This window comes from Bacillus salitolerans (assembly GCF_042680805.1).
GTDB lineage: Bacteria > Bacillota > Bacilli > Bacillales > SA4 > Bacillus_CJ > Bacillus_CJ salitolerans.
In genome coordinates this window covers 200,776-226,208 of sequence record NZ_JBHUEM010000052.1, presented here as the reverse complement: position 1 = coordinate 226,208, position 25,433 = coordinate 200,776, and the positions used below count along the sequence as shown (strand labels likewise).

Genomic DNA, 25,433 nt, shown 5'->3' with positions numbered 1-25,433 from the left:
TTCACCTCCTATTTAGTATTTAGAAGTTCTTGTAATAAAAACGCTTCAGCATCAGCTATCAGTGATTGCCGCTCCTCTTTAGTTAAAACAGTTAAGTGTTTTCTCACATTCCTATGCCTGTACAAGGGAGCAATGGTTTGATCTACCTGATCATAACTCTCGATGATTTGAAGCAAATCACCTAAGAAATTCATTTCCTTGATTAATTGCTCGCGATTTGTAGGAAGGACCGTCTTATTCTCAACTGAACTGATCCATACAAAATCATCGCGGTCTTCTTCGGGTGTATGAAGGATATCAATTAGCTCTTTTATCACCGTCTCATCTTGGAGACTGGAAGAAAGTTCTCCGCTTCCAATCAACTGTAGATGAAAAAGTGTTCCTTTTTTTGAGCGGTGATCTTCTAGCAGTGCTATGCATGCATGAACCAACTCATCAAAGGATGTTATCGAATCAATAGAAACAACAATATTGTTCCAAATCACTTCACCAGTCTCCATAAACGAATATGTTGTTCCTAGTTCACTTAGTTCTACGAAATAACACCCTTTTCTTCCGATTTCTTTTCGATGACGCCCTTGAATATTGCCAGGATAAATAATAGGTGGCTGTTCTGAGAGAACTTGCCGCTTATGAATATGTCCTAGTGCCCAATAATCAAATTCCTTTTCCAGCAATTCATGAACCGTAAACGGAGCATAGGTTGAATGCTCTTCGTTACCGAATATGGAACCATGAAGGATTCCGATGTGAAACTTACTCCCACTTATCTTTTTGTAGTACGGAGTCATGTTTTCGGTGACTGACCGATCCTTATAGCTAAAACCATATAAATGGACAAGCCCTTGATTTTCTCGACGATATTGTTTCATCTCAACAGACTCTCCAAAAAAGTGGACATTCGAAGGCCAATCTAAGCTAATCCAGCCTCCGTTTAAATGATCATGATTTCCATGGGTGATAAAAGCCTGAATTCCAACCTTATGAAGGCGAACCATTTCATCTCTAAACCGAAGTTGAGCCTTTAAGCTTCTTTGTTCAGAATCAAATAAGTCGCCCGCTACAATAATAAAATCAACCTTTTGCTCTATCGCAATATTAATTATGTTTTTAAAAGAAGTAAATGTACTTTCTTGAATCCTCTCCACCATCTTCGGTGGTAAGTACTTTAAGCCAAGAAATGGGCTATCTAAATGTAAGTCTGCCACATGTAGGAATGTTACTCGTGTTAACATGTTCCTTCACCTTCCTCTATTCTATCAATCCTATTTTACCATCGTTCTAATGCGAATGCACGTTCCCATTAGAAAAACTTGGCTTCTTCAAGCGTTCAATACGACCTTTTTTTAAAAACATTCGAATTAGTATTATTTCGATGATCCTCGTTAAAAAATATTATTATTCTAATTTAGTAGCAAGAAAATCCTATTCTATAAATAGAATAGGATTTTTACTATAATTCTATACTCTCAATCTAAATTATAGAGGAGTACATCCAAATACTCGCTTAAAAGATCGTTCAAACGTGGTGGTAAATAACAAAACCGCTCCTTAATAGGAGCGGACTTCATGATAAAATCAATTGTTACCCACTGAACGCGGCAACCTATTATCCCTTCTTCGTTAATTGAAGGGCACTCTTTATATCTTTAAAGGAAGAAGATTTACCGTATAGTAAGACTCCTCCTTTATAAATACGTGCTCCAAGCACAGCGAGTAAAATGATTGTTCCTACTAACAAGCCAATACCTAGTAGAATTTCCCATGTTGGAATGTTTAGCATACCTACTCTCAGGAACATGATCATTGGCGTAAAGAATGGAATGTATGAAGTAATTGTAATAAATGTATTCTCTGGATTACTTAGACCAAACATGGCAATCATAAACGCCGCAACGACTAATAATGTCATCGGAGTAATCATTTGCTGAACATCTTCAATTCGGCTAACCAATGAACCTAAAACAGCTGCTAAGGTTGCAAATAAGAAGTACCCTAGCAAGAAGAAAATAATCGCATAAATAATGGTGGAGGTTGGAATGTTGCCAAAGCCTAGGTATTCAGTAAATCCACCTTCCATATTTTCCATATTACGTTTTAACGATTGGTAGCCAACCAGTAAAATTAACGCAAACTGGGTGATACTTAATAATGCGACACCCAATATCTTTCCAAACATTTGCTTAACAGGTGATACACTTGAAATTAAGATTTCCATCACGCGTGAAGACTTTTCTGTTGCTACTTCCATCGCAATCATGCTTGCATACATTAAAACCGCAATATAAATCATGAATAGTAAGATATACACTAATCCACGTGCTGAATCTAGCTCTTCTTCTGTTTTCGCATTTTCTTCTAAAGCGACTTTTTCAAATTCTACTTGCTCGTACAACTGCTGAATTTGTTCAGAGCTTAAGCCCATCTTTGCTGTTGCCATTGTTACCTTTAATTGTTGCATTGCCATCTCTAGCGTTGACGTTGCGTTTGAGTTCGTAATCGACATCGCTTTGAATGAGCCGCTTGGCAGTTCTTCTTCATTATAAGAAATGGTTAGAACACCATCATATTCACCATCTATAATACTCGCTTCTGCCTCGTCCAACGTTCCATCAAAAGGTATGACCGTAATCTGATCATCCATCGCATTAACCTGCTGCTCGAATGGTAAGTATAACTCATCTGTTTCATCCATCACGAGAATCTTTGTTTCTTCATCTTTATCAAATACAGCAATAATATTTTCAATGTTTGTTAAAGCAACAACAATTAGTAACGTAATAGCTGTCGTAATGATAAACGATTTAGACTTTAATTTGTTTAAATACGTATGAAATAGAATAATCCAAAATTTACTCATGGTAAGAAGCACCTACCTTTTCAATAAAGATATCATTTAGAGATGGTTCCTCTAGCTCGAACTTTCGAACAAACCCTTTGCCATGTAGCTGTTCAAAGATACGCTCTGAAATCGATTCGTCCCCAATTTGGAGTGTGATACCATTGCTTCTTTCTGTCACCTTACGAACACCCTGCAATTCATGCAGGAAGCTTAGATCAAAATCAGCTTCAATCGAAACATTTTTTCTACCAAATGAACGTTTAATCTCTTTAAGTGATCCGTGTACAACGGGCTTTCCGCGGTGCATAATACATAAATGCTCACAAAGCTCCTCCACATGCTCCATACGGTGACTTGAAAATACAATTGAAGTTCCGTTATTTTTCAAATCTATAACCGCACTTTTTAATTGCTCGACATTGACAGGATCTAGTCCACTAAAGGGTTCATCTAAGATTAAAAGTTTTGGTCTATGTATAACCGATGCGATGAATTGAATTTTTTGTTGATTTCCCTTTGATAATTCTTCAACTTTTTTATTCTCATATTCTGGAACATTAAAACGCTCTAACCAGTACGCTACTTCTTTAATAATCGTTTGTTTATCCATTCCCCTTAAACGACCTAAATATACAAGCTGATCCTTCACCTTCATCTTAGGATATAAACCGCGCTCCTCGGGAAGATACCCAACGATATTACTTGTCTCATAGTTAATTGGTTTGTCTTTCCAACTAATCTTCCCTTGGGATGGGTCTATGAGTCCTAGGATCATTCGAAAGGTAGTGGTCTTCCCAGCACCGTTTGCACCTAAAAACCCAAACATCTCTTTTTCGGGTATTTCAATTGATAAATCATCAACGGCAACAAACGATCCAAACCTTTTTGTCACATTTTCTAATTTTAATGCCATTTTAATCAGTCCTCCATTCCTTTCTTACATACGATTGTTTCGTAAAAAAGATTCAAAAAAAGCAGGGAAATTAGTTTTTTTATTGAAATAATTTATCTAAATATAATATTTACTTTCAGAAAACAGGATCCAAGGAACGATCAAAGAGAACTCAGGAGGGAAATTATGCCTATTTTTACTTTAACAGTTTTTGATAAAAGTGGAAATAAATTAGTGGATGAAAATTTTGAAGCTTCATCTGAAGCCGAAGCAAAAACAAAAGGTGAACAAATCTTAACTGAAAAAGGATTTGAAGAACACACCCACAGATGTGTAAATGCTAGTGGAAAATTAATTTTATTTCATCGATAAAAAACGAAGCAATCGCTATAAATCTATCGACGCGATTGCTTCGTTTTCTCTTTTCCTATTAATTCCCGGTAAAAACAGGTCGTCTCTTTTCTATAAACGCTTTGATACCTTCTTGATGATCAAGTGTTTTTCTCATTTCTGCTTGATGGAAGGTTTCCAATTTTAGCGTATCCTTTAAAGCCTCTATCGATTGCTGCACAAAGATATTCTTTGTTGCAAGCATCGATAGAACTGGTTTTTCTAACCATTCTGCTGTTTTTTGTGACACAGCTTCTTCTAGATTTTCTGATATGTCATCGATAAGTCCTATTTGAAATGCTTCAGCTGCTGTGAAGGTCTTTCCTTCCCAAATGATGGACTTTGCTTTCATATCTCCAAGTCGATTTTTTAAGAAGAAATGCCCACCTCCGTCAGGAACTAATCCGATTCCAATAAAATTCATGGCGATCTTTGCATGTTTGTCTGCAATCACATGATCGCATCCTAGTCCAATGCTTAAGCCTAAACCAGCGGCAGCTCCATGTATCGCACAAATTGTTAATTTATTCATCGCATATAATGTGGTTACAACATCGCCAATTACCTGCATGATGCTTTCAAATGGTGTATCAAAAGTCCCTAGCATCGATTTAATATCCCCACCTGCTGAGAAGCCTTTACCACTCCCTTTTAAAACAACAATATGCTCGTTCATTTCTGTTACTTGCTTAAGGTTTTCTAACAATTCCTCTAACATGGGTACATGCAGCGAGTTATAGGCATCTGGACGATTTAAGGTAAGATAAATAATCCCGTCTTTCTGTTCAAGTAATATGGTATTTGACATTAGGTTGATCCTCCTTATCTTCTATACATACCAATTCGATTCTTAAATGGGAAAACCTCTATAAACAAAGAAAAATCCCATGTAATCGAAAGGCCCCAATTGATTGGATATCAATTGGGGCTTTTACTTTAATTATGTGATTTTAACGATCCAAACAAATCTTCAAGTAACGATATTTTATCTTTCGTATACTTTTCATAGCCATCATTGTAGGATTTCGGATCTTTCGGGTTAGCAAAACGTGTAATTTTTCCAGTTTCAGGATGGACAAATTTACTTGACGCACCGCAACCTAAACCTAGAATAGTTTGCTGTTCTTCCATAATCATAATGTTATAAAGACTTTCCTGACCAGGTATCGAGTAGCCGACATTTTCAAGATTACCTAGAATATTCTTTTGTCGGTATAAATAATATGGGACATAGCCATGGGTCGCCGTCCAATTTGTTGCGAGGTCCATCATTTCCATAATTTCATCTCGCCCTGCCACTTTATATTTTTCTTTATTCTTCGTCATTTCAGAAGCACGTTTGAATGAAAGAGTATGAACGGTTAACGACTCAGGCATTAATTTTTTGGTCTCGTCTAACGTATACTGGAACTCCTTCGTTCCTTCACCTGGCAATCCAATTATAAGATCCATATTAATATTCGTCATCCCCATTGAACGAGCGAGCTTATATTTTTCAATCGTTTCTTCTACTGTGTGATGACGACCAATTGCCTTTAGTGTTTCTTGTATATAAGACTGCGGATTAATACTGATTCGATCAATATTCCATTTATTGAGTACTTCTAATTTTTCTTTCGTAATCGTATCAGGGCGTCCTGCTTCCACGGTGATTTCTCGAATGTTACTTACATCCGGAAAAGATTCATACATTTCCTCATACAATAAGTCCATTTCTTCCGCTGTGATGCTTGTCGGCGTTCCTCCACCATAATAGATTGTCGTTATCTTTATGTTGTTATCCTTCAGCCATCTACCCATTTCCCTCATTTCATAGTGCAAACCACCTAGAAAAGAGTCAACTTGCCCATATTTATTATTAATTGCATACGCGGGAAATGTACAGTACGCACATTTAGTTGGGCAAAATGGAATACCGATATATATACTGATTTCTTTATTCAACTGATACAAATCAGGAATGACTTGAAGCTGTCTTTCGACAATGGTTTGCATCAGGTCAATTTTTTCATCATGAATTTTATAATCTTCCCTTAGTTCTGCATGAGCCTGTTCCTTCGTTTTACCTTCTTGTAGTTTTTTGTGAAGAAGCTTTGTTGGTCTTATCCCCGTTAGGATTCCCCATTTTTGAACGACACCTGTTACATCCTCCAGTATTGTCAAAAGAACATACGATACGGAGCGTTTTATGAGTTTGAATGTTTCCTTATCTGTCATATGTGGAGTGAAGTGTTCATGAAAGCTAGACTCATGATACCCACCTGTTTCAGTTACACCACTTGCCTTCGTACGAACTTGATGTTCATCGGTTTGAATATCGATGGTAATTGTTAGTTCTGGAGATTCTACTGATTCAAAATACATATCGCTTTCCTCAAAGAACAATTCAACAATATGCGTAAGTGGTCTATAAAAACGTTCATCATCAATTCCATTAAGTTGAATACGCAAGGGATATCACCTTTCTACTTAAAAACTCCTTTAAGTGTACTGAAGGATTCGGTTAGGGTCAAATAAATATCATTTTTTTCATACTCCTTATTTCCATTTTCCAATGTTATTTATTTTCACCTCCGCCTTAACTTGAATATCCATGTTGGCAAATTCTTTATGCCAATCTAATGCCTTCCAATCTTTATAGGTCATCTTATTCCGAACAAAACGTCCAATCCCAATTGAATCGGTTTGGTGTTCTTGGAGAAGGTTAATTAAATCATCACTTCTCTTCGTTAAATCCTCACTAATACGCTTCTCCATCACCTTCTGAATTTCGGGGTCAGACAAGTCTTCTTTCCCCGTGTACTCTAGCACGCTTCCATTGATGGTAATTGAAATTGTCGCTGCTTTCCTTTCTGGAGCAGTCGATGTGATATCCACTTTATGTGAAGTCTCTATATACGTGAGCATGATTACATCTAGCTGACCATCTGTTTCACCAAGCTTTAGGTTGAGTGTACCTCGATTAATTCTCTCTTTAAGGAATTGGAGGATCGTCGATTGTTCTGAATTCAGGACTTGAATAAAGCGATCTTTATGAAACACCCCAATACCTTCATATACAATTGAATGCTTCTTTGTATTAAATACAGGTAATATCGGGTCGATTCCATCATCAAAATAATCTCGGTTAAAATGGAAAATATCAAAGTGAATTTCGTTGCTTATTTTATGTAGCCTTTCCACAAATCGTTCGAGATAAGTGGCATTTTGACCTTCAGTTTCAATCTCAACCTTGAGTAAATCTCCAGCTTTCCCCTTACCAACACCAAGCATGACTCTAGATCCGATGCTTGGGTCTCGGTTTAATGTATCAAGTATGTTAATGATCCCTTCCTTTGCTAATTCCTCTCCAAAAAGTGCTATACGAACTTGACCACTCTCAAGCTGTAGGTCAGTCAAATAATCTAACTCACCCCTAGAGGATTTACTAGAGATAGAGTTGACCGTTAATGTTTTTCGATCGTACTTTCCATCCCTAGTAATAAGCGGAAACGTTACGGTGGCCTGTAAAGGCTTTTCATCATCATCCGACTTATCATAGGCAACACCGTTAATGAGAGCAAGATCATCAATAATTTTGGTCTCCGCACATCCAGTAAGGAATAAAAGCACCATCAAAGTCAATCCATGCTTTTTAACCATTTGCTGATTGATCCTTCTTTAGTAATTTTCTTGATACTATAATCGTTACTAACAAAATCGGTAGTCCAAAAGCAATTCCGATTGCCATGTACGATAAATATTCAATCAGTGTATCAACCTCTCTCATGATCTTAGGGTACAAGGACATAGCAAAGCTGATCGTAATGATACCTACTACGATAAAAACTGATTTAACTTTTGGGATAATTTGCTCTATCACTTCCTTCGCCCCCCATAAGTACATGACAACCGTAATGAGTACTTTTAATCCAAATAAGGTAAAAATTAAATTTTCAACTCTCTCTAACACAGGAATTTTAATATATTCAAGTAAAGAGACAAGCGGATACATTTCTTGTCTTAGCTGTTCTATGCTAAAGAACCCAAAACTAATAAACGTCACTCCAAAATAAATAAACAAAGTGATGCTATTACCTACGATTAGAGCCGTTAACTTCCTTTTTTCTAAAATATGAAGAAATAAAAGTGATAGTTCATAGCCCAAAAACGCGGAATATACCTCAATTCCGCCTTTAATCAATTCCTTGTCGCCTTGAAAAAAGAACGGGGTTAGTCGAGTGAAGCTAAATTCCTGTAGATGAAAACCTAATAGAAAGGTTGTCCATATTGTAAAAAAGAATAAAACAACCACCGTTTTACAAATATGATATATCCCACCATTTAATAAGATGAAACAAATGATAAGTGCCATCACGGATAAAATTCCTATCGGTAAATCTGGGAAAAATAACATTTTTGTAATAAACATAAATTTCACCATTACCATGGATCCTAAACTTGTCCAGACAAAAAATAAAAATAGGAAAATAGGCACCTTGATAAGTTTGTGTATAGGTGTAAGAATCTCAAAGATCGATTGGTCTTTTCCATATTTAAACACGAACCAAATTAAGACAATATTAATAGTTGACAATAGCCATATGATAATGATTCCAACCCAACCATTTGTTCCAAACGCTTCAATTGCTAGACGAGGTAATGAAAAGAGGATTACCCCCGACTGAATCATGTAAATAAGGATTGCAATCTGAAAAGGATGTAGACGTTCTTTCAAAAAACCACCCTCACTTTACATCAGACATTTGACGTTGTTTCTTCATCTTCTTTTTTCTAAGTGGACCTCTAAAAATCGAATACTTCCAAAACCTTTTATACATAGGTGACACAGGAAGTAGATACGGAAAACGGAGATTTGTTATGCTAGTAAGATGGACGACTAGTAGACCAAAACCAAATATGATTCCAATATTGCCCCAAAAACCAGCTAAGAAAATAAAGGCAAAACGGACAATACGAATGGAAGCACTCATTAAATAGTTCGGTACAACAAATGATGCTATAGCAGAAGCTGCTACAACAATGATCAATATATTACTAGTAATCCCCGCTTCAACGGCGGCCTGTCCAACGACAATTCCCCCTACTATCCCGATCGTTTGACCAATTTTGGTTGGCAATCTAGCCCCCGCTTCCCTTAGCATCTCTAATAAAAATTCTAAAAATAATGCCTCGATAATTGGTGGAAAAGGCACTTTACTTCTTGATTCAAGCAATGTAGGTAACAAAGGTTGCGGAATCATTTCATAATGAAATGTTGTAACAGACACATATATAGGTGTAAAGAAAAGTGTAATCAGGATCGCAATATAGCGCAAAATTTTGATAGAGGTACCTATTAGCCATCTTTGTCCAAAATCATCGATTGATTCAAGAAAATCAAAAAAACTTGCTGGCGTACAAAATGCATGTGGACTACTCTGCAACAGCCCCACAATCTTACCATCAAAAAGCTTATACACGGACACATCAGGCCGTTCAGTTATGTAGTATTGTGGAAATGGTGAGTGGGGATGCTCATCAATGAGTTGAACAAGCATGTTCATATCGACAATCCCATCATTTTGGACACTCTTTATTTGTTTTGTAATATAGTCTATATCCTCTTTTGAAACGAGGTCCTCTACGTAAAGTAGGAAGACCGTTCTTTTCGCTGTAGTACCCACTTCTAATTTGATCGACTTTAAATTTGTCGTATTCATTCGTTTTCGGATAAGCGATAGATTTGTCTCCACCGACTCCACAAACGCATCATGCGGGCCAACGATTGCCGTCTCCGTTTCTGATGGGGCAACCGCCCTTGACTCTCCATCCTTCACTGGTAGCTCATAGACTTGTTCCTGATAAAATAAAATGGCATTTCCTTGAAAAATGGAGTACTCAATTTCATTAAAGGTTGGCAATTCTTTAAAAGATGATTCTCTTAAATATTGGTCAATTTCCTCCTTTGTTACATGACGAAATTCTTTTAACCGATCCTGGAGAATTTCTTTCGTTACTAGATATTCAAAATAGTACATATCCAATTGAATATGCTGAAAAGTCGTATTGGAGAGATCCTCAACGTTTTGAAATCTTTTCTTAAATTGAGTGATGAGCGATTGAGGAACGACTTGTGTTTTAACCTCTGCTGGTGCTATTTCTTCACTTAACTCAGTCGCATTCGTTTGTTCGCTCTTGCCGCTTAGCTTTTCCCACTCTTTGTAATAGCGATTGCGATAATGACGCATCCGCTTCCGCCCCATTCATTTTTACTTACATTTTTTTACTAGTATTGGTATTTTATGCATGTATTATGATTTTCCTAAGGTTTCATTTTATGCCCCTCCTTCATTGTGATTTTTTTTACCCTGCTCTTATGGCGCTATGACCACCACTACAAAACTTTAGAAGAGTTTAAGTGGGGGATAAACAACAGTAAGGACCCTATTTTAAGGGATTATGCGATCGTTGTAAGGGATTATTTATCGCCTAGCGAAACGAGACTCGTTGAAGAGGTCACCAATTTATCGAAAGGTTGGTCTTCCAAATCAATTGGCACAATCGCTAAAAATGAGCCTTGTTCATTCTCTAGAACTGATGAATTTTACAAAAAGCTCTGTACAACTTGCCTATGATTATGACCGATTTGAAGGGAAATCTTGAACTTAAAGCTATATAACGAGGTCAATATTATTTAATTGCTCGATTATAGCTTACTTTGAGAATCGAAAATAACCGACAGGTACCAGGTACCTGTCGGTTATTATTTATCTGAATTGGTTATAGATAGTTGTTTTCGGAAATGAGACATGACCATGTAGGTAACTCCGTTTTGATCATTAGACCTCGTGACCCAGTTCGCTGCTCTTTTCACCTCTGTCGGTGCATTACCCATTGCGACACCAAGACCAGCTCGTTCAATCATTTTTAAATCGCTGTAGGAGTCACCGATAACTACCATCTCATGGTACTCGACTCCTAAGTATTTCCCAAGTAACTCAAGACCAGTTTCTTTTGATACTCCTTTAGGAACAATATCTAACTGCAGGTCATCGTCTGAATATACGTCAATTTCTTCAAACGAATGTGCAATCGTGTTTCTTGCTCTTTCCATCTCTTCTTTATCAGAAAAATATACATTAATCTTTGGGGTAGAAATTGGATAATCTCGCAATGTGTCACCTAGAGATTCAACAAATTGCATGGGGTAAAATAGTGGATCGCCTGAAACAATAACAGCTCTGGCAACAAGATTATTTTGAAGATGTACGCGGTTGCCTAGAGAATATCGTTCATGTAAAACCCTGATATTGCAATTAAAATTTTCCAACACTTGAACAAGATTAAACGTTCTTTCTTCAGAAATTCGTTTATTAATAATAGGGTGATCGAGAGATGAAGCTATAAAGCCACCGCCATGGGTCACAAGAATTCCTTCCATTCTCAAGGCTTTTGCTACTTTTTTCGCGGCGGGAAAATTTCGGTTTGTCACAAGCGTCGTATAGACACCTCTTTGCTTTACATAATCAATTGCTTCTTTTACTCCTTTTTGAATTCGTCCGTTTGAACGAAGTAATGTTCCATCCACGTTGAGTGCGAGTAATCTATAAAACATTGTAGACCCTCCCTTTCATGCTGTCCTTTATCCTAAAATTATGATAAACAGGACGGGAATAGAACAGTGTAAAACGTCAAATAAAAACTTACCTATAGAGTGTTAGTAGGTAATCTCGGAAAGAACAAAAGGCGCAAAAGCCCCGTTTAGCCTAAGGGAGAGCCAAAGTTCTGTCATGACAAAAGGGTAGTTTTCCCTTTTATTCATGACAGGTTATTTGACCAAGGAAAAAGTGATGTTTCTTTTCCCTCGAGTAAGATAAAATGGCAAAGATCATCGCTATTTCATCTTGGCTGGGCGCTGGAGCTGGATTTCCGTATCATTGTATAAGACTAAACATCAGAAACTTATATTTTCTTAACTTACAAAAAAACCTCACAATCATCAATTGCGAGGTTTTCTTCATATATTTTATGCTTGTGGTTCCATAGGACCGTAAAGCTCTTCTAAAGGTTTCATAATGATTTTGTTTAATTCATTAATAAGCATACTCATTCTTTGTTCAACTTCCATTAATTTAGCAATTTTGGGATTTTGTTGAACAAGCGCTACTTGCTTTTGAGCCTGTTCTACTTCGTCTTGAGTAATTTCTTGCCCCATCATTTGCTTTTGTTGAAGGTTTAATTGTACGTTACGGAAGCTTTCAAAAAGACGCTTTGCTGCTTCATCAGCATTAACCTCGGCATATAATTGTTTTAATTCTTGAAATTCTGCGCTTTCTCTTACCGCTTTCTCTAAATCATAGGCTACATCATAAACATTTGTAGACAAATCATCACTCCTCATCTTTTCCTATTTGTACTCCTTATCCACTATAACAAACATACTCAGTGATTTCACCCGATAAGCCATACAAGAATACCTTGGAGCAATCCAATAATCCCGCCAAGTAGGGCTCCTAGGTAAGTAATCATCTTAAATTCTTTTTTCGAAATAGAAAGTACCATTTCCTCAAGCCTTCCAACCGAGAAGGTCTCGACTTGCTCCCTCACCATGTCTTCTACACGAAGCTTCCGTAATAGGGTATCGGCACGCTCCGCTAAGTAGGACCCTGCCTTTCTGACCACAAATGGGACTCCTTTATCTACAATGTATGACCTAAGTGGGGTCAATATTTCTCGAAGCGGTTTAGATGTCAAATCTTTTATTGGCAATTGCTTGATTAACTTTTCTTTTGCAAAAGAGAGTATCTTTTCTTTTTCAAATAGTCCCTGAAAATCATTCAACCTTTTTCCCTTCAGCTTAGACATTTCTGTATGTAGCAAGGAATTAAGAATGGTGATGGTTCCATTATGCTGAAGAAACTTGATAATCTCTGGCTGGACCTTTTCAACAAGGCTTGCTTGTCCAAGAAACATTTGAATCATATTGCCTAGCATTCCTCTTGTCGCAAGAAAGTCATCAATCATTTTCTTAAGTGTTCTCTTTCCTTCTTCACTTTGAAAATAATCGACCCCTTTTTGACTAATGTACTCACTAATAGAAGGAATTTTTTCTTCAAGCTTTGATAGGAGATCTTCTGGTAATAAGTCGCCTAGCTTTTGATCAATAGAGGATGTCCAAAGCACGTCTAACTTTTGAGAGATGAATCTCTCGGTTTTTGATTGTAAGTGTTCATCTAAATCCTCTACACCAACTTTTTCGGCTATTTCCTTTATCGTCATATCGTGCTGAAGGAACTTATCAATCTCTGTCACCACAATCTCGCTAATCTCGTTTAAAAGCTCTTCATTTTCAAGCTTTTTTCTAATCCCTTCTGCTGTAACAAGATGTTCTACCACCATTTTTCCCATTTGGCTCGCTAGTTCTTGTCGCCTTTTCGGTATTAAGCCTGGTGTAAACGGAACTCTTTTACCTTTAATGTAAATAGGATTGTGTGGTCTGAATAGCATTTGAATCGCAAGGTGATTGGTAAATCCCCCAATCACTGCTCCGATTGTGATCATCATAATAATCATTAATACCCCGGTCATCTGTATATCAACCTTTCTTTTCACCGATTCATTCACTTTTACATACGATACGATATCAACATTTGCCTAGTATATTATAAGACTTGTTACATTCCCAATCAAATGAGGGTTGTCTATGATTGTATCAGAAATTGCTACTCTGCAGCTTGCTAAAGATCTTGATCAAAGGGAAACGACAATCGAGATTAGTGAAGCGCTATTTATAAAATGGAATCTGTCTAGTAGGAAAAATTATCAACTGCAATGCGGAGACCGCTTCCAACAGGTAAGAGTTCAGCCTGGTCCATTTAAAGATCACATCATTAGTATATCTGAAAAGTTGTTTGAAGAGTTATCGTTAACTCCTCGTGACTATCGTTTGCATGTATATTTTCATCAAGAACATGATATTTTCTCTCTTGGTTTATTTATTGGGCTATTAACCGAAGTGAATGAATCCGATCAACAAGTCTCATTTGGATCTGTCCACGATTTCTGTAAAGAGCTTGCTCTGTATTGTGAAAAACATGATGTTTTATTTTATGTTTTTTCGTATCGTCACACAAAAACTAAACAATTCAAAGGGTATGTATGGGACGGAGAGGAATGGACATTACAGGATGTTCCACTTCCTCATGTCGTTCACAATCGTATTCATTCTAGAAAAAGAGAAAGGTCTAAGCATTATGAAGAGCTTTTTCAGCTGTTTCGAACGCAGGCTGTTCCATTCTTCAATGACCATTTTTTAAATAAGTGGGAATCTCATCAGCACCTCGTTACGAATGAACATTTATTACCGTATTTACCTGAGACAGAATTACTCATTAATAAGCAAACGATTGAACAGCTACTTGAAAAGCATTCTTGTATTTTCATCAAGCCTGTTCATGGTAGTCAAGGGAGAAAAATCATTCGCATAGAGGAGAAAGCAGGTGTGTATATCCTTGATTATACATCGTTTTCTAGTGAAATCGAGAGAACATATCCTTCACTCGATGAGCTTTTTAAATCCATTAGACCAAGGCTAACAAAACAGTCCAATATCGTTCAGCAAGGGATCCCTTTGCTTCAATATGACAATCGAATATTGGATTTTCGGTTTTTATGTCATTTAAACGATATGAATCAATGGAAGGTTACATCAAGTGTGGCTAGAGTATCCTCTCCAAAGGAATTTGTGTCAAACCTCTCAAGAGGTGGAGAAATTTTTCGAATTAATAAACTACTAATTCAATTGTTTGATTCTAATACAGCTACCCATATCAGTAAAATGTTACAAGAGCTAGCAGTAGAGGTTGCTTCGTCCATTGGTCAATCAGAAGAAGGCCTTTTCGGTGAACTTGGCATTGATTTGGCTCTTGATGTAAATGCAAATCCATGGATTATTGAAATCAATACAAAGCCTTCCAAAAATTTGGATGCCCCCTCTCCCAATTTATCGATCCGTCCCTCAGCAAAAGCTGTCATTTCTTATTGTTTATATTTAGCTAACCCGTTTAAAAGGAGTGATTCTTTATGACATCCCTAGGATTTCTAACGATTAAAAAACAGCAGGAAGGAGTATATTTTACGAGTATTGCGAAGGAAGCACCAAGCTCTTTGACGCTTTACCGGTTTACACCGCTCGATATCGAACCATTAACCGAAATGGTGAATGGGTATGTTTATAACCGTGAGCTTGAAAAATGGGAAAAAAGCAAATTTCCGATTCCAGAATTTATATATGATCGATGCTTTTACGGTTCGACTGAAGCATCTAAAAAATGTGAGCCGATAGTCAGATGGTTAAAGAAACGACCCGGTACAACCTTTTTAGGATACGGACTGCCGAACAAATGGGATGTTTATGAGGCACTATCAGCTGACCGAGAGGCAGCCCCTTACTTACCGACCACTTGTAAAATTGAAACTTATAAAGATCTAAAAAAAGCATTTAAACAGTCGAATTCAATCATCATAAAGCCAATTAGTGGATCACAAGGAAATGGAGTTATAAAGCTTCACATGCACACGACTGGGATTGAATTGCAATACCAAGTGAAAGATCAAATTGCTAGTAAGACCTTCACTTCTGCATTAGATTTTAAGGAATATATGAAAGAGCTTTTACGTGAAAACACGTATATCTCTCAACCTTTTTTCACTTTGCTATTAGATAGTTGTCCATATGATGTTCGGATACTCATGCAAAAGAATGAACATGGAGAATGGATAGAACAAGGACGAGGAATTCGAAAAGGGAGAGAAAATGGAATTGTATCGAATCTTTATCATGGAGGAGACATTCTTCCCTTTCCAGCGGCAGTAAACGCGTGGCAACCTTCAAAGAGAAAGCTCATTCTTGAAGAGATAGAATCCATCCTTGAGTATATTCCTTCTAGGTTAGAGGAAAAATTTGGCCGGATTTTCGAGCTTGGCCTAGATATTGGAGTCACGGATGATGGCGCTGTATGGTTACTAGATATCAATTCAAAGCCAGGGCGTAAAGTAATCAATCAAACCTTTCCCGATAAAAAAGAGGAGATTTCACAGGCTCCAATTAAGTATTGTGAGTTTTTAAAACAAGTAGAGGTTAAATAGTGTTTATAAGGAGTTGAAATAAATTGAAAGAAAAACTATGGATTAGATCGTTGCAAGGTTATGAAGAAACGGTTAAACTCCCTACACGATTTAAACACCTTCAGCTAAAGAAACTATCATTTGGAGCAAGAGCATGCACGTTACAGTTTGAATATGACAGTACCTTAAAGGATGATATTCTCATTAGTGAAGATATGATGAAGCTTTTATCCATCCCACACGACCGGCAGCTTCACGTTTTTGTGCACTCAGATGTACTCGATATCGGGCCTCTTATTGGAATCTTTACAGCAGGCTTTACCGAATCGCTATTACGACCTATTGGAGAGCGTTCGTTATTTTTTGCGAAATTTTTAACAATGGAAAAATCAATTGGCGTGAATGCGTTTGTGTTTGGTGCTCATCTTATTAACTGGTCTGAAGGAACGGTGGAAGGATACTTTTATGATGAAAAACAAGGTTGGTCAAAGCGAATGGTTCCACTTCCACACGTTATTTATGATCGTTTGCCGAACCGGAAAACTGAAAATCATGCGGCGATTCAAAAAATTAAACAGCGTCTAAAGGATGAGTATTTGATTCCGTGGTATAACCCAGGTTTTTTTAACAAGTGGGAGATTTTCAAGTCGTTACAAACAGAAGGCTCCATGAAGCACTACTTACCCGAAACCATTTATCAACCTACCTTCTTAGACATACAAAGAATGATTGACCAGCATAAACACATTTATATTAAGCCGGCTAACGGGAGTTTAGGGCTAGGGATATATCAAGTAATTGCTTCTTCAACAGATCATGCATATTATTGTCGTTATCGAGACGGGGAAGAAAATAGACTACAAAAATTCACTTCCTTAAAAAAGCTCATTCAACACCTATTTAAGGGTAAAAGCCTACAGAATTATCTCGTCCAACAAGGAATTCACCTCATTCGATATGAGTCAAGACCTGTTGATTTTCGAATTCACACCAATAAGGATCAAGATGGAAAATGGAGGGTAACAGCGATAGCTGGAAAAGTGGCAGGAAAAGGAAGTGTGACAACCCATCTTAATAATGGAGGAATGATAAAAACGTTAGAGGAGCTTTTTCCTGAACAGAAAAAAAGAGAGTCCTTATCCACTCGAATGCACCACTCCGTTCTACTACTTAGTAAGGCCATCTCTGCATCGACAGAAGGAATTGTCGGAGAAATTGGATTTGATATAGGGCTAGATAAAAACGGAGATATTTGGTTATTTGAAGCAAATTCCAAGCCTGGGAGGGCCATTTTCTCCCATCCCAAACTGAAAATGGCAGACCGACTATCAAGACAGCTTTCAATGGCCTATGCCATTTATTTGACCGAACAGGGAGTCGATCAACTTGAGGCTCAGTACCAATGAAGCTTTACTATGTTAACGAGAGCTGGACCCATCAGGAAGAGGGACTGGTGGTGTGGGGAAAAAATCACAGCCCCCTTTCCCCTTCACCCTCTACCTCTCTTCTGTTTGTAAATTTTAAGAAGCAAAAAGGCTCCTTTATCCCTGTTGTTGGTATTTTAACAAGTGACAGCACCTCCAAAAAGTTTGGAGGAAATGAAGCTGCCTTTAAAAGAATCCAGCTTTCTCTTCAGAAAAAAGGGGCTATATCTTATGTATTTTCACCGAATGGACTTCATCCTGACCATGTTACAGGATACTTTTATCACTTTCAAACAGAAAAATGGTGTGAAGCATTGTTTCCACTTCCAAACGTTGTATATAACCGAATACCTTTCAGAAAACACGAAGCTTCTATCAAGATGGAGCAAGTTAAGACGTATTTACGTGAGAAAGATATTCCGTATTTTAACGAATGTTTTTTTGATAAAGACTCCGTTTACAATGTTCTTAAACAGGATGAACGGCTCATACCGTTTTTACCAGCTACAAGGCCATTACTAAAGCTTGATAGCTTTACTCATATGCTTACTGCGTTTAACAAAGTGTACGTGAAACCTAATAAAGGAAAAAAGGGAAATGGAATTTACGTCATAGAAGGCGGGAAGAAATATTGGCAAGTTCATTCTACGAAAGGATCAATACGTGAAGTAGACTTTTCTCATCTATTGCAAAGATGGGTAGAACCTCTTTTAACGAAGGACTACATCATTCAAGAAGCGATTCAGCCGATGAAGTGGAACGGTTCACGGTTTGATTACCGTGTTCTTGTCCACCGCATGCGTGACAACCTTTTTTCATTAAGTGGAATTGGGGTAAGACAGTCAGGTGAGCAAGAGGTTACGACACATGTTCCAAAGGGCGGTAAAATTATTGATGTTGAAACTCTCCCCTTTAAGGAGGATGGGCCAATTATAGAAGAAATCTCACATCTGACCGGAAGGGTGTTACTTAAGCATTATGAACATATAGGTGAATTCTCCATGGATATTGGGAAAGGGAAAAATGGACAACTTTACATTTTTGAAGTCAACTCAAAGCCTATGGTGTTTGATGAACTTTCCATTCGAAGCCTAGGACTTGAAAACTTAACCGATTTATTTTTATATGAAGCAAAGAAATCTGCTCGCTCTTTATAATCCTTCGTCCCGTATAGTATGATAGAGGATATCATGCAAGGGAGCGAATGTTATGTTATCTCATTTTATGTATAAGCCCCTTTTTAGTGATAAGTCTTTGCCAGGTTGGTCAATTCGCTTTTACTATAAAGGAATCGGATATGAAGCAATTTACAATAAGGATGGGAGGATTACGTGGAAAAACCAATCACCACCTTCTGATGAGATTGACAAAATCACAACTCATATCCATGAGCTGATGTTGTTCCATGTTTACGAATAACGTTTAAATCCCGTATTAGTACGCATCCTATGAATGTAGGAGGGATTATTATGGATAAACGAACTGAGGCTTTTAAAGAAGATTTGTTAAACGAAGGGAAAGAAGCAGCTTATTTAGATGTTGATCGCATGATTAATGAAGGTCTCTCTGGTGGTTCTGTTCATAAGAGGGACGATTCAGCTAATATTGAACAATCGATTCAACTTCCCAAAGAGGCACCACCTCGTAAAAACTTGGACGGGTAATGGTTCATGATTTACTGGTAAATAGCTGAGAGTATGACCGGTTTTTCTCATATGGTGATAAAGTTGTACCTTTCGTCTATATTGATTGGCAGATAAATTGGGAATTCGGCTCGTAAACGGACCTATATTATTATAAATCCCGCTGGAAAGGGCAGGTTTCATCTCGTATTTAGTGGGTTGACTTCCTTCTTTGGCTGTTGTGATGCCTAAAAATGAATCATTTCCGGCTTAGAATGTGCTTAATCGGCCGATAGAGGGCATAATGGATAGTATTTGTTGGTCTAAGAGAACCTCAATCATTAGATTGGGGTTTTTTAATTTGGTATAATAAGAGAAACTGGCTACGGAATGAAGGGATCTTATCATGATTGAAAAATTAAAAGAGAAATTTCCTGCCCTCATTATTCAACAAACCATTCCAAGTAATGAGGAACACGAGTGGTTTTTATATAGAGAAGATGTTTATATAGGTATCCCTAAACACGAGTTAACCCATCGTGATAAAAGCATGCTATCCATTTTTTTAACTCCCTTTCAGACGGGAGAACATTTATCGGTAGAGCAAGCTTTATGGCATCAGCTAATTTCGAATAAACCTGAGGCTGTTCATAAATTTAACCACGTATATAAAGAGAAAAAGATGTTTCGTTTCATTCATTTTTACTTACATGATGAGGTTGAAATGAGCTCGTTTGAAGAAGCAGTTACCTCGTTATTAGTTTCAGACCTCATTTTCCTCTGGTTACACCCAAAGGGAGGACTGTTGATCGAAAGGGATAATTTGGAATATGATTTTCACGAGGATTTTATGAACCTTCGTAATGTCATTATCGCTGATTTTTATACGGACCTCGATTTATATGTAGGTACATTTTTTACACATGATGACGTGATACACGAGGTATTTTCATGGGAGAAGCATTGTTTTGAACTAGCAAGAAGGCATAGTAATCGTAAGGGTATTTTTTATTTTTATGAAGTGGTACCTTTTTTAGTACTAAGCGAGACATCAGATACACTAAGACAACAATTATCCACCATAATCAAAGCTGATTTTTCACAAGAGGAAATAAAATCGATAAAAGTATTTATAGAATGTGGATTAAATATCTCCCTTGCTGCTAAGCAATTATTCATGCATCGAAACAGCATGCAATACCGCGTTGACAAATTTATTGAGAAAACTGGCATTGATATTAAAGCATTCCAAGGTGCCTTTGTAATGTATCTTGCGATTTTAAACCATGACTATTGATTCGTATACATGCCTAAAAGCATGTATTTTTTTTGTGCACCTTTCACATACCCCCTATGTAAGGAATTGGGTACAATAGAGCTAGCTTATTATTACTAGAGGGGGCTTTTTAAATGGCTGAATTACGCTTAGAAAATATTTATAAAATTTATGATAATAAAGTTACGGCTGTTTCAGATTTTAACTTACACATTCAAGATAAAGAATTTATCGTATTCGTTGGACCTTCTGGTTGCGGAAAATCAACGACACTTCGTATGATTGCGGGCTTGGAAGAAATTTCAAAGGGTGACTTCTTTATCGATGATCGCCGCGTGAACGATGTTGCACCAAAAGACCGTGATATCGCGATGGTCTTCCAAAACTACGCCCTATACCCTCATATGAATGTATATGACAATATGGCATTCGGATTAAAGCTTCGTAAAATACCAAAAGATGAAATTGATCGTCGTGTAAAGGAAGCGGCACGTATCCTAGGTCTTGAGCAATATTTAGATCGTAAGCCAAAGGCCTTATCGGGTGGTCAGCGTCAACGTGTTGCTTTAGGTCGTGCTATCGTGCGTGATGCAAAGGTATTCTTAATGGATGAACCATTATCAAACCTTGATGCAAAGCTTCGTGTACAAATGCGTGCTGAAATTACGAAGCTTCACCAACGCCTTCAAACAACGACAATCTATGTTACACATGACCAAACAGAGGCGATGACAATGGCGACTCGTCTTGTTGTAATGAAGGATGGAGTGATTCAACAAGTGGGTGCTCCAAAAGAGGTTTATGAAAAGCCTGAAAACATCTTTGTAGGGGGATTCATTGGTTCACCTGCTATGAACTTCTTTGAAGGTGTATTAAAGGATGGAACATTTGTGACCGGTGATGTCAGTATCAAAGTTCCTGAAGGAAAAATGAAAACTTTACGTGATCAAGGTTATGTAAATAAAGAAGTCGTACTTGGTATTCGTCCTGAGGATATTCATGATGAGCCTGTTTTCATCGAATCTTCAAAGGATACAACTATCTCAGCAAAAATTGATGTTGCAGAGCTTATGGGTGCAGAAATTATGTTATATTCCCAAATTGCAGGTCAAGATTTTATCTCAAGAGTTGATTCTCGTACTGATATTAAAGCGGGTCAAACCGTTGACCTTTCATTAGATATGAACAAAGCTCACTTCTTTGATAAAGAAACTGAATTAAGAATTAAATAATAGACAATAGAGGAAAAGACTGTGGAGAAAGTTCTCCACAGTCTTTTCCTCATCGGTTTCTAAGGACTTTTGAACAGAATGTCTCCATTAACAGGAATTATTTGGACATTTTAAAGTGGATTAACGTCTGAAATGTTCATTAACAGGAGTTATTCGACATTTTAACGTCGTTTGACGTGGGAAATGTTCATTAACAGGAGTTATTCGACATTTTAACGTCGTTTGACGTGGGAAATGTTCATTAACAGAAGTTATTCGACATTTTAACGTCGTTTGACGTGGGAAATGTTCATTAACAGAGCTGGACATACTAAAAAATCTTTTAAGAAGGTTTTTCAACAAGCAAGGCTCGAAGTAACGACTTCGAGCCTTTTTTAATCATTCTTTGATAAAGACAACTTGATCAATAGAACAATTCTCACAGTATAAGAGATGAGCACATTCATGCTGACTTAATGAGTTTTCATACCCATCTATTTTTTTCATATCATCGATCTCCATATAAGCACTATAGTCATCAAAGTAATCAATAATCCTTCCCTTATCCTCCATTACTTGATTGCAAATTGGACAAGTTGAAGCTACTGCTTCAAACCCATTACATAATGGACAAATCCACATAATCCACCTCGTTATTCTCATAATCGTATTGTTAGTTTCACGTGATTTCATCTTCATTATGTATCAACTAACTGAAATTAACTTGGAAAGAATTACTACTATTTTTTTGTATATTAACTTTCAAAACTCACATAATAGAAGTGTAAACAAAACAAAGAAACACAATCAGTCATTGGGTTAGAGCCTGGCGGCACGGATTTAACTCCGTTTCTGGTTCAATTCCAGCTAACCCAGCCAACAAAAAAAAATTTTATGAGGAGATGATTACATCATGGCACAACAAAATCGTGGAAACTCTTCAAACCAATTACTAGTACCAGGAGTATCTCAAGCTTTAGACCAAATGAAGTATGAAATCGCTAACGAGTTTGGAGTAAACTTAGGAGCAGATACTACTTCTCGTGCAAACGGATCTGTAGGTGGAGAAATCACTAAGCGTTTAGTACAAATGGCTGAACAACAACTTGGTGGATCTTTCCAACAACAATAATTTAAGTTTTTACAATTAAATATAATGGCTATGAAATCCCAAGCTCTAGCGCTTGGGATTTCTCTTTGACTCGTGCTTATACCTCACGACAATTAAAGTACGCACTTATTCCTTGGGATGAATCATTTCTTCTGGGATCACATACTGATCAAATTCTGCCTCTGTCAGTAATCCTAAGTTTACTGCAGCATCCTTCAACGTACTATTTTCTTGAAATGCAAGCTTCGCTATTTTGGCTGCATTTTCATAACCGATATGAGGATTCAGAGCTGTTACAAGCATAAGAGACTCCTCCACGTATTTTTGGATAACCTCAACATTCGCTTCGATTCCAACTGCACATTTATCATTAAATGAATTCATTGCATCAGATAACAATCGAACAGACTGAATGAAATTATAAATAATAACTGGTTTAAACACATTTAACTCAAAATTCCCTTGACTTGCAGCAAAGCCAATTGTACTGTCGTTACCAAACACTTGACAGGCAACCATTGTCATGGCTTCAGACTGTGTTGGATTTACTTTTCCTGGCATGATGGAGCTTCCAGGCTCATTAGCTGGAATGGTGATCTCACCAATTCCTGACCTTGGCCCACTTGCAAGCCATCTCACATCATTGGCTATTTTCATTAAATCTGCTGCTAATCCTTTTATCGCACCATGAACGTGCACCATTTCGTCATGACTTGTAAGGGCATGAAATTTATTCGTTGATGAAGTAAATGGAATATTCGTGTACGCTGCAATTTCGCTTGCAACCATGCTGCCATACTTTGGATGGGCATTAATCCCAGTTCCTACAGCGGTTCCACCAATAGCTAAAGGATACAAATGCTTTGACGCTTCCGTTATCATTTCCTCTGAGCGCGCAAGCATCCCTACCCACCCACTGATTTCCTGACCAAGGGTTAACGGTGTCGCATCCTGTAAATGTGTTCTTCCTATTTTTACAACATCCTTAAATTCTTCTTGCTTTGCGTGAAGTGTGCCCTTTAGGTTTCTTAACGACGGTAGTAATTGTTGCTGTACTTGTATTAAGGCAGCAATATGCATAGCGGTTGGAAAGGTATCGTTACTGCTTTGAGACATATTCACATCATCATTCGGATGAACACGAGTCGTTGATTGCTTTGATGCAAGTATTTGATTCGCTCGATATGCAATGACTTCATTTACATTCATGTTCGATTGAGTTCCACTCCCCGTTTGCCATACAACTAGTGGAAAATGCTCATCCAGCTTTCCTTCCAAAATTTCTTGTGCCGCTTCTTTAATACTTTCCATTTTAAGCTTATCTAGCTTCGATAGCTTATAATTGGTTTCAGCTGCACACATTTTTAAAATCGCAAAAGCTCGGATCATTTCGATTGGCATTCGCTCTGTCCCTATATTAAAATTCTCCTTACTTCTTTGTGTTTGTGCTCCCCAAAACCGATCACTTGGCACCTTTATTTCACCTAACGTGTCTCTTTCGATTCTCTCATTCATTTTTCATAACCTCCGTTGTTCGTTCTCACTACCTAACCTATTCTTTCCATTCCCAATTCTCTCTATAATTAAGCATTTTCATTAGAAAAAAACACCATTTTTAATAGATCTCCATATATTGGTACAAAAAGGGAGATGATCAAAAATGGTGGATATATTGGATTGGAAGTTATTTAGCTTTCTTTTTCTTACGATTATAACGGAATACTATTTATCCTTCCAAAAGCCGGCTATTTATTATTGGGCTATGAAGAATAGAACTAAACAAAGAAAAAAAACGGTATAACATACCGTCTAAGAATTATTGTAATAAATTTAAGAATTGCTTTGTTCTTTCTTCTCTTGGTGAGGTAAAGAGTTCACTTGGAGCTCCTCGCTCAATAATGTGACCTTGGTCCATAAAAATAACCTCGTCCGCTACCTCTCTTGCAAATGACATTTCATGGGTAACGACAATCATCGTCATTCCTTCTTGAGCAAGGTCTTTCATTACTTTTAATACTTCTCCTACTAGTTCTGGATCTAGTGCAGAGGTTGGTTCGTCAAATAGCATCACTTCAGGCTCCATCGCGAGTGCCCTCGCAATTCCTACACGTTGTTGTTGTCCACCCGATAATTGGTACGGATATTCTTTCATTTTTTCACGTAAGCCAACCTTTGATAAGAGTTCCTCTGCCTTTTGACGTGCTCTATATTTCTCCATTTTCTTGACCGTAATAGGACCTTCCATTACATTTTCAAGTGCTGTAAGGTGAGGAAATAGGTTATAGCTTTGAAAAACCATACCTGTAAGCTTTCTAAATGACAGAATATCAGCCTTAGAAACTTTTCCAGAAAAAGTAAGAGTAGAGTTTCCAATTTTCACTTGACCACTATTTGGTGTTTCAAGTACATTTAAACATCGAAGCAATGTGGTTTTGCCAGATCCAGATGGACCAATCACAACCACAACCTTTCCTCTCTCTACGTTAACATTTATTCCCTTCAGTACTTGTAAATCACCAAAGTGTTTATGCAAATCACGAATTTCAATCATCTTGAA

Annotated in this window: 24 protein-coding genes; 10 read left to right on the top strand and 14 right to left on the bottom strand. The window is 37.3% G+C overall.

The window, feature by feature from the left end; genetic code table 11:
* Positions 1-8: 8 nt before the first annotated feature.
* The 3 genes from ACFSCX_RS21590 to ACFSCX_RS21580 form a co-directional block, all read right to left on the bottom strand.
* A complete protein-coding gene (locus tag ACFSCX_RS21590) occupies positions 9-1,235 on the bottom strand; it encodes a metallophosphoesterase family protein (RefSeq protein ID WP_377930330.1) in 1,227 nt (408 codons plus the stop codon).
* 374 nt (positions 1,236-1,609) lie between these two features.
* The gene (locus tag ACFSCX_RS21585) at positions 1,610-2,860 is read right to left on the bottom strand and encodes an ABC transporter permease (RefSeq protein WP_377930329.1); all 1,251 of its coding nucleotides are present in this window, start codon (positions 2,858-2,860) and stop codon (positions 1,610-1,612) included.
* Positions 2,853-3,755, bottom strand: coding sequence for an ABC transporter ATP-binding protein (locus ACFSCX_RS21580; protein WP_377930328.1), 903 nt, complete (start codon positions 3,753-3,755; stop codon positions 2,853-2,855). The genes ACFSCX_RS21585 and ACFSCX_RS21580 overlap by 8 nt, the downstream gene beginning before the upstream one ends.
* Positions 3,756-3,920: 165 nt before the next feature.
* On the opposite strand from ACFSCX_RS21580, the gene ACFSCX_RS21575 reads away from it, so the two are divergent.
* Complete coding sequence (locus ACFSCX_RS21575; RefSeq protein WP_377930327.1) at positions 3,921-4,106, top strand: YhzD family protein; 186 nt, start codon at positions 3,921-3,923, stop codon at positions 4,104-4,106.
* Between the two features lie 58 nt (positions 4,107-4,164).
* Here ACFSCX_RS21575 and ACFSCX_RS21570 read toward each other — a convergent pair whose 3' ends face one another.
* The 8 genes from ACFSCX_RS21570 to ACFSCX_RS21535 form a co-directional block, all read right to left on the bottom strand.
* Positions 4,165-4,932 carry an enoyl-CoA hydratase gene (locus ACFSCX_RS21570; RefSeq protein WP_377930326.1) on the bottom strand — a complete coding sequence of 256 codons (768 nt, stop codon included), beginning with the start codon at positions 4,930-4,932 and terminating at the stop codon, positions 4,165-4,167.
* A gap of 128 nt (positions 4,933-5,060) precedes the next feature.
* Positions 5,061-6,575 (bottom strand): coproporphyrinogen III oxidase, encoded by a 1,515-nt coding sequence (locus ACFSCX_RS21565; protein WP_377930325.1) that lies wholly within the window; start codon positions 6,573-6,575, stop codon positions 5,061-5,063.
* A gap of 87 nt (positions 6,576-6,662) precedes the next feature.
* Positions 6,663-7,766 carry a Ger(x)C family spore germination protein gene (locus ACFSCX_RS21560; RefSeq protein ID WP_377930324.1) on the bottom strand — a complete coding sequence of 368 codons (1,104 nt, stop codon included), beginning with the start codon at positions 7,764-7,766 and terminating at the stop codon, positions 6,663-6,665.
* On the bottom strand, positions 7,759-8,841 hold the full coding sequence (locus ACFSCX_RS21555; RefSeq protein WP_377930323.1) for a GerAB/ArcD/ProY family transporter: 1,083 nt from the start codon (positions 8,839-8,841) through the stop codon (positions 7,759-7,761). The genes ACFSCX_RS21560 and ACFSCX_RS21555 overlap by 8 nt, the downstream gene beginning before the upstream one ends.
* 10 nt (positions 8,842-8,851) lie before the next feature.
* Complete coding sequence (locus tag ACFSCX_RS21550; RefSeq protein ID WP_377930322.1) at positions 8,852-10,354, bottom strand: spore germination protein; 1,503 nt, start codon at positions 10,352-10,354, stop codon at positions 8,852-8,854.
* 515 nt (positions 10,355-10,869) lie between these two features.
* Positions 10,870-11,721, bottom strand: a complete 852-nt coding sequence (locus ACFSCX_RS21545; protein WP_377930321.1) for a Cof-type HAD-IIB family hydrolase — start codon at positions 11,719-11,721, stop codon at positions 10,870-10,872.
* Between the two features lie 411 nt (positions 11,722-12,132).
* The gene (locus ACFSCX_RS21540) at positions 12,133-12,492 is read right to left on the bottom strand and encodes a YlbF/YmcA family competence regulator (RefSeq protein WP_377930320.1); all 360 of its coding nucleotides are present in this window, start codon (positions 12,490-12,492) and stop codon (positions 12,133-12,135) included.
* Positions 12,493-12,557: 65 nt separating this feature from the next.
* Positions 12,558-13,718 carry a DUF445 domain-containing protein gene (locus tag ACFSCX_RS21535; protein ID WP_377930319.1) on the bottom strand — a complete coding sequence of 387 codons (1,161 nt, stop codon included), beginning with the start codon at positions 13,716-13,718 and terminating at the stop codon, positions 12,558-12,560.
* 91 nt (positions 13,719-13,809) lie between these two features.
* Between ACFSCX_RS21535 and ACFSCX_RS21530 the strand changes: the two genes are divergently transcribed.
* The 8 genes from ACFSCX_RS21530 to ACFSCX_RS21495 all read left to right on the top strand — a co-directional run bounded on the left by ACFSCX_RS21530 (position 13,810) and on the right by ACFSCX_RS21495 (position 21,786).
* Positions 13,810-15,192, top strand: coding sequence for a YheC/YheD family endospore coat-associated protein (locus tag ACFSCX_RS21530; protein WP_377930318.1), 1,383 nt, complete (start codon positions 13,810-13,812; stop codon positions 15,190-15,192).
* Entirely contained in the window at positions 15,189-16,253 is a 1,065-nt protein-coding gene (locus tag ACFSCX_RS21525; RefSeq protein ID WP_377930317.1) for a YheC/YheD family endospore coat-associated protein, read from the top strand. Before ACFSCX_RS21530 ends, ACFSCX_RS21525 begins: the two co-directional genes overlap by 4 nt.
* Before the next feature lie 23 nt (positions 16,254-16,276).
* Complete coding sequence (locus tag ACFSCX_RS21520; protein WP_377930316.1) at positions 16,277-17,638, top strand: YheC/YheD family endospore coat-associated protein; 1,362 nt, start codon at positions 16,277-16,279, stop codon at positions 17,636-17,638.
* On the top strand, positions 17,635-18,813 hold the full coding sequence (locus ACFSCX_RS21515; protein ID WP_377930314.1) for a YheC/YheD family endospore coat-associated protein: 1,179 nt from the start codon (positions 17,635-17,637) through the stop codon (positions 18,811-18,813). The genes ACFSCX_RS21520 and ACFSCX_RS21515 overlap by 4 nt, the downstream gene beginning before the upstream one ends.
* Positions 18,814-18,865: 52 nt before the next feature.
* The gene (locus ACFSCX_RS21510; protein ID WP_377930313.1) at positions 18,866-19,075 is read left to right on the top strand and encodes a YheE family protein; all 210 of its coding nucleotides are present in this window, start codon (positions 18,866-18,868) and stop codon (positions 19,073-19,075) included.
* A 50-nt stretch (positions 19,076-19,125) separates the two neighbouring features.
* On the top strand, positions 19,126-19,320 hold the full coding sequence (locus ACFSCX_RS21505; RefSeq protein ID WP_377930312.1) for a hypothetical protein: 195 nt from the start codon (positions 19,126-19,128) through the stop codon (positions 19,318-19,320).
* 364 nt (positions 19,321-19,684) lie between these two features.
* Complete coding sequence (locus tag ACFSCX_RS21500; RefSeq protein ID WP_377930311.1) at positions 19,685-20,575, top strand: PucR family transcriptional regulator; 891 nt, start codon at positions 19,685-19,687, stop codon at positions 20,573-20,575.
* A gap of 113 nt (positions 20,576-20,688) precedes the next feature.
* Positions 20,689-21,786, top strand: coding sequence for an ABC transporter ATP-binding protein (locus ACFSCX_RS21495; protein ID WP_377930310.1), 1,098 nt, complete (start codon positions 20,689-20,691; stop codon positions 21,784-21,786).
* A 378-nt stretch (positions 21,787-22,164) separates the two neighbouring features.
* On the opposite strand, the gene ACFSCX_RS21490 is transcribed toward ACFSCX_RS21495, so the two are convergent.
* The gene (locus ACFSCX_RS21490) at positions 22,165-22,464 is read right to left on the bottom strand and encodes a hypothetical protein (RefSeq protein ID WP_377930309.1); all 300 of its coding nucleotides are present in this window, start codon (positions 22,462-22,464) and stop codon (positions 22,165-22,167) included.
* A gap of 214 nt (positions 22,465-22,678) precedes the next feature.
* Between ACFSCX_RS21490 and ACFSCX_RS21485 the strand changes: the two genes are divergently transcribed.
* Entirely contained in the window at positions 22,679-22,897 is a 219-nt protein-coding gene (locus ACFSCX_RS21485) for a small, acid-soluble spore protein, alpha/beta type (RefSeq protein WP_377930308.1), read from the top strand.
* Positions 22,898-23,002: 105 nt separating this feature from the next.
* Here the strand turns inward: ACFSCX_RS21485 and fumC are convergent, their stop codons facing one another.
* Positions 23,003-24,391, bottom strand: coding sequence for a class II fumarate hydratase (fumC, locus tag ACFSCX_RS21480; protein ID WP_377930307.1), 1,389 nt, complete (start codon positions 24,389-24,391; stop codon positions 23,003-23,005).
* A 301-nt stretch (positions 24,392-24,692) separates the two neighbouring features.
* Positions 24,693-25,427, bottom strand: a complete 735-nt coding sequence (locus tag ACFSCX_RS21475) for an amino acid ABC transporter ATP-binding protein (protein WP_377930306.1) — start codon at positions 25,425-25,427, stop codon at positions 24,693-24,695.
* Between the last annotated feature and the right edge of the window lie 6 nt (positions 25,428-25,433).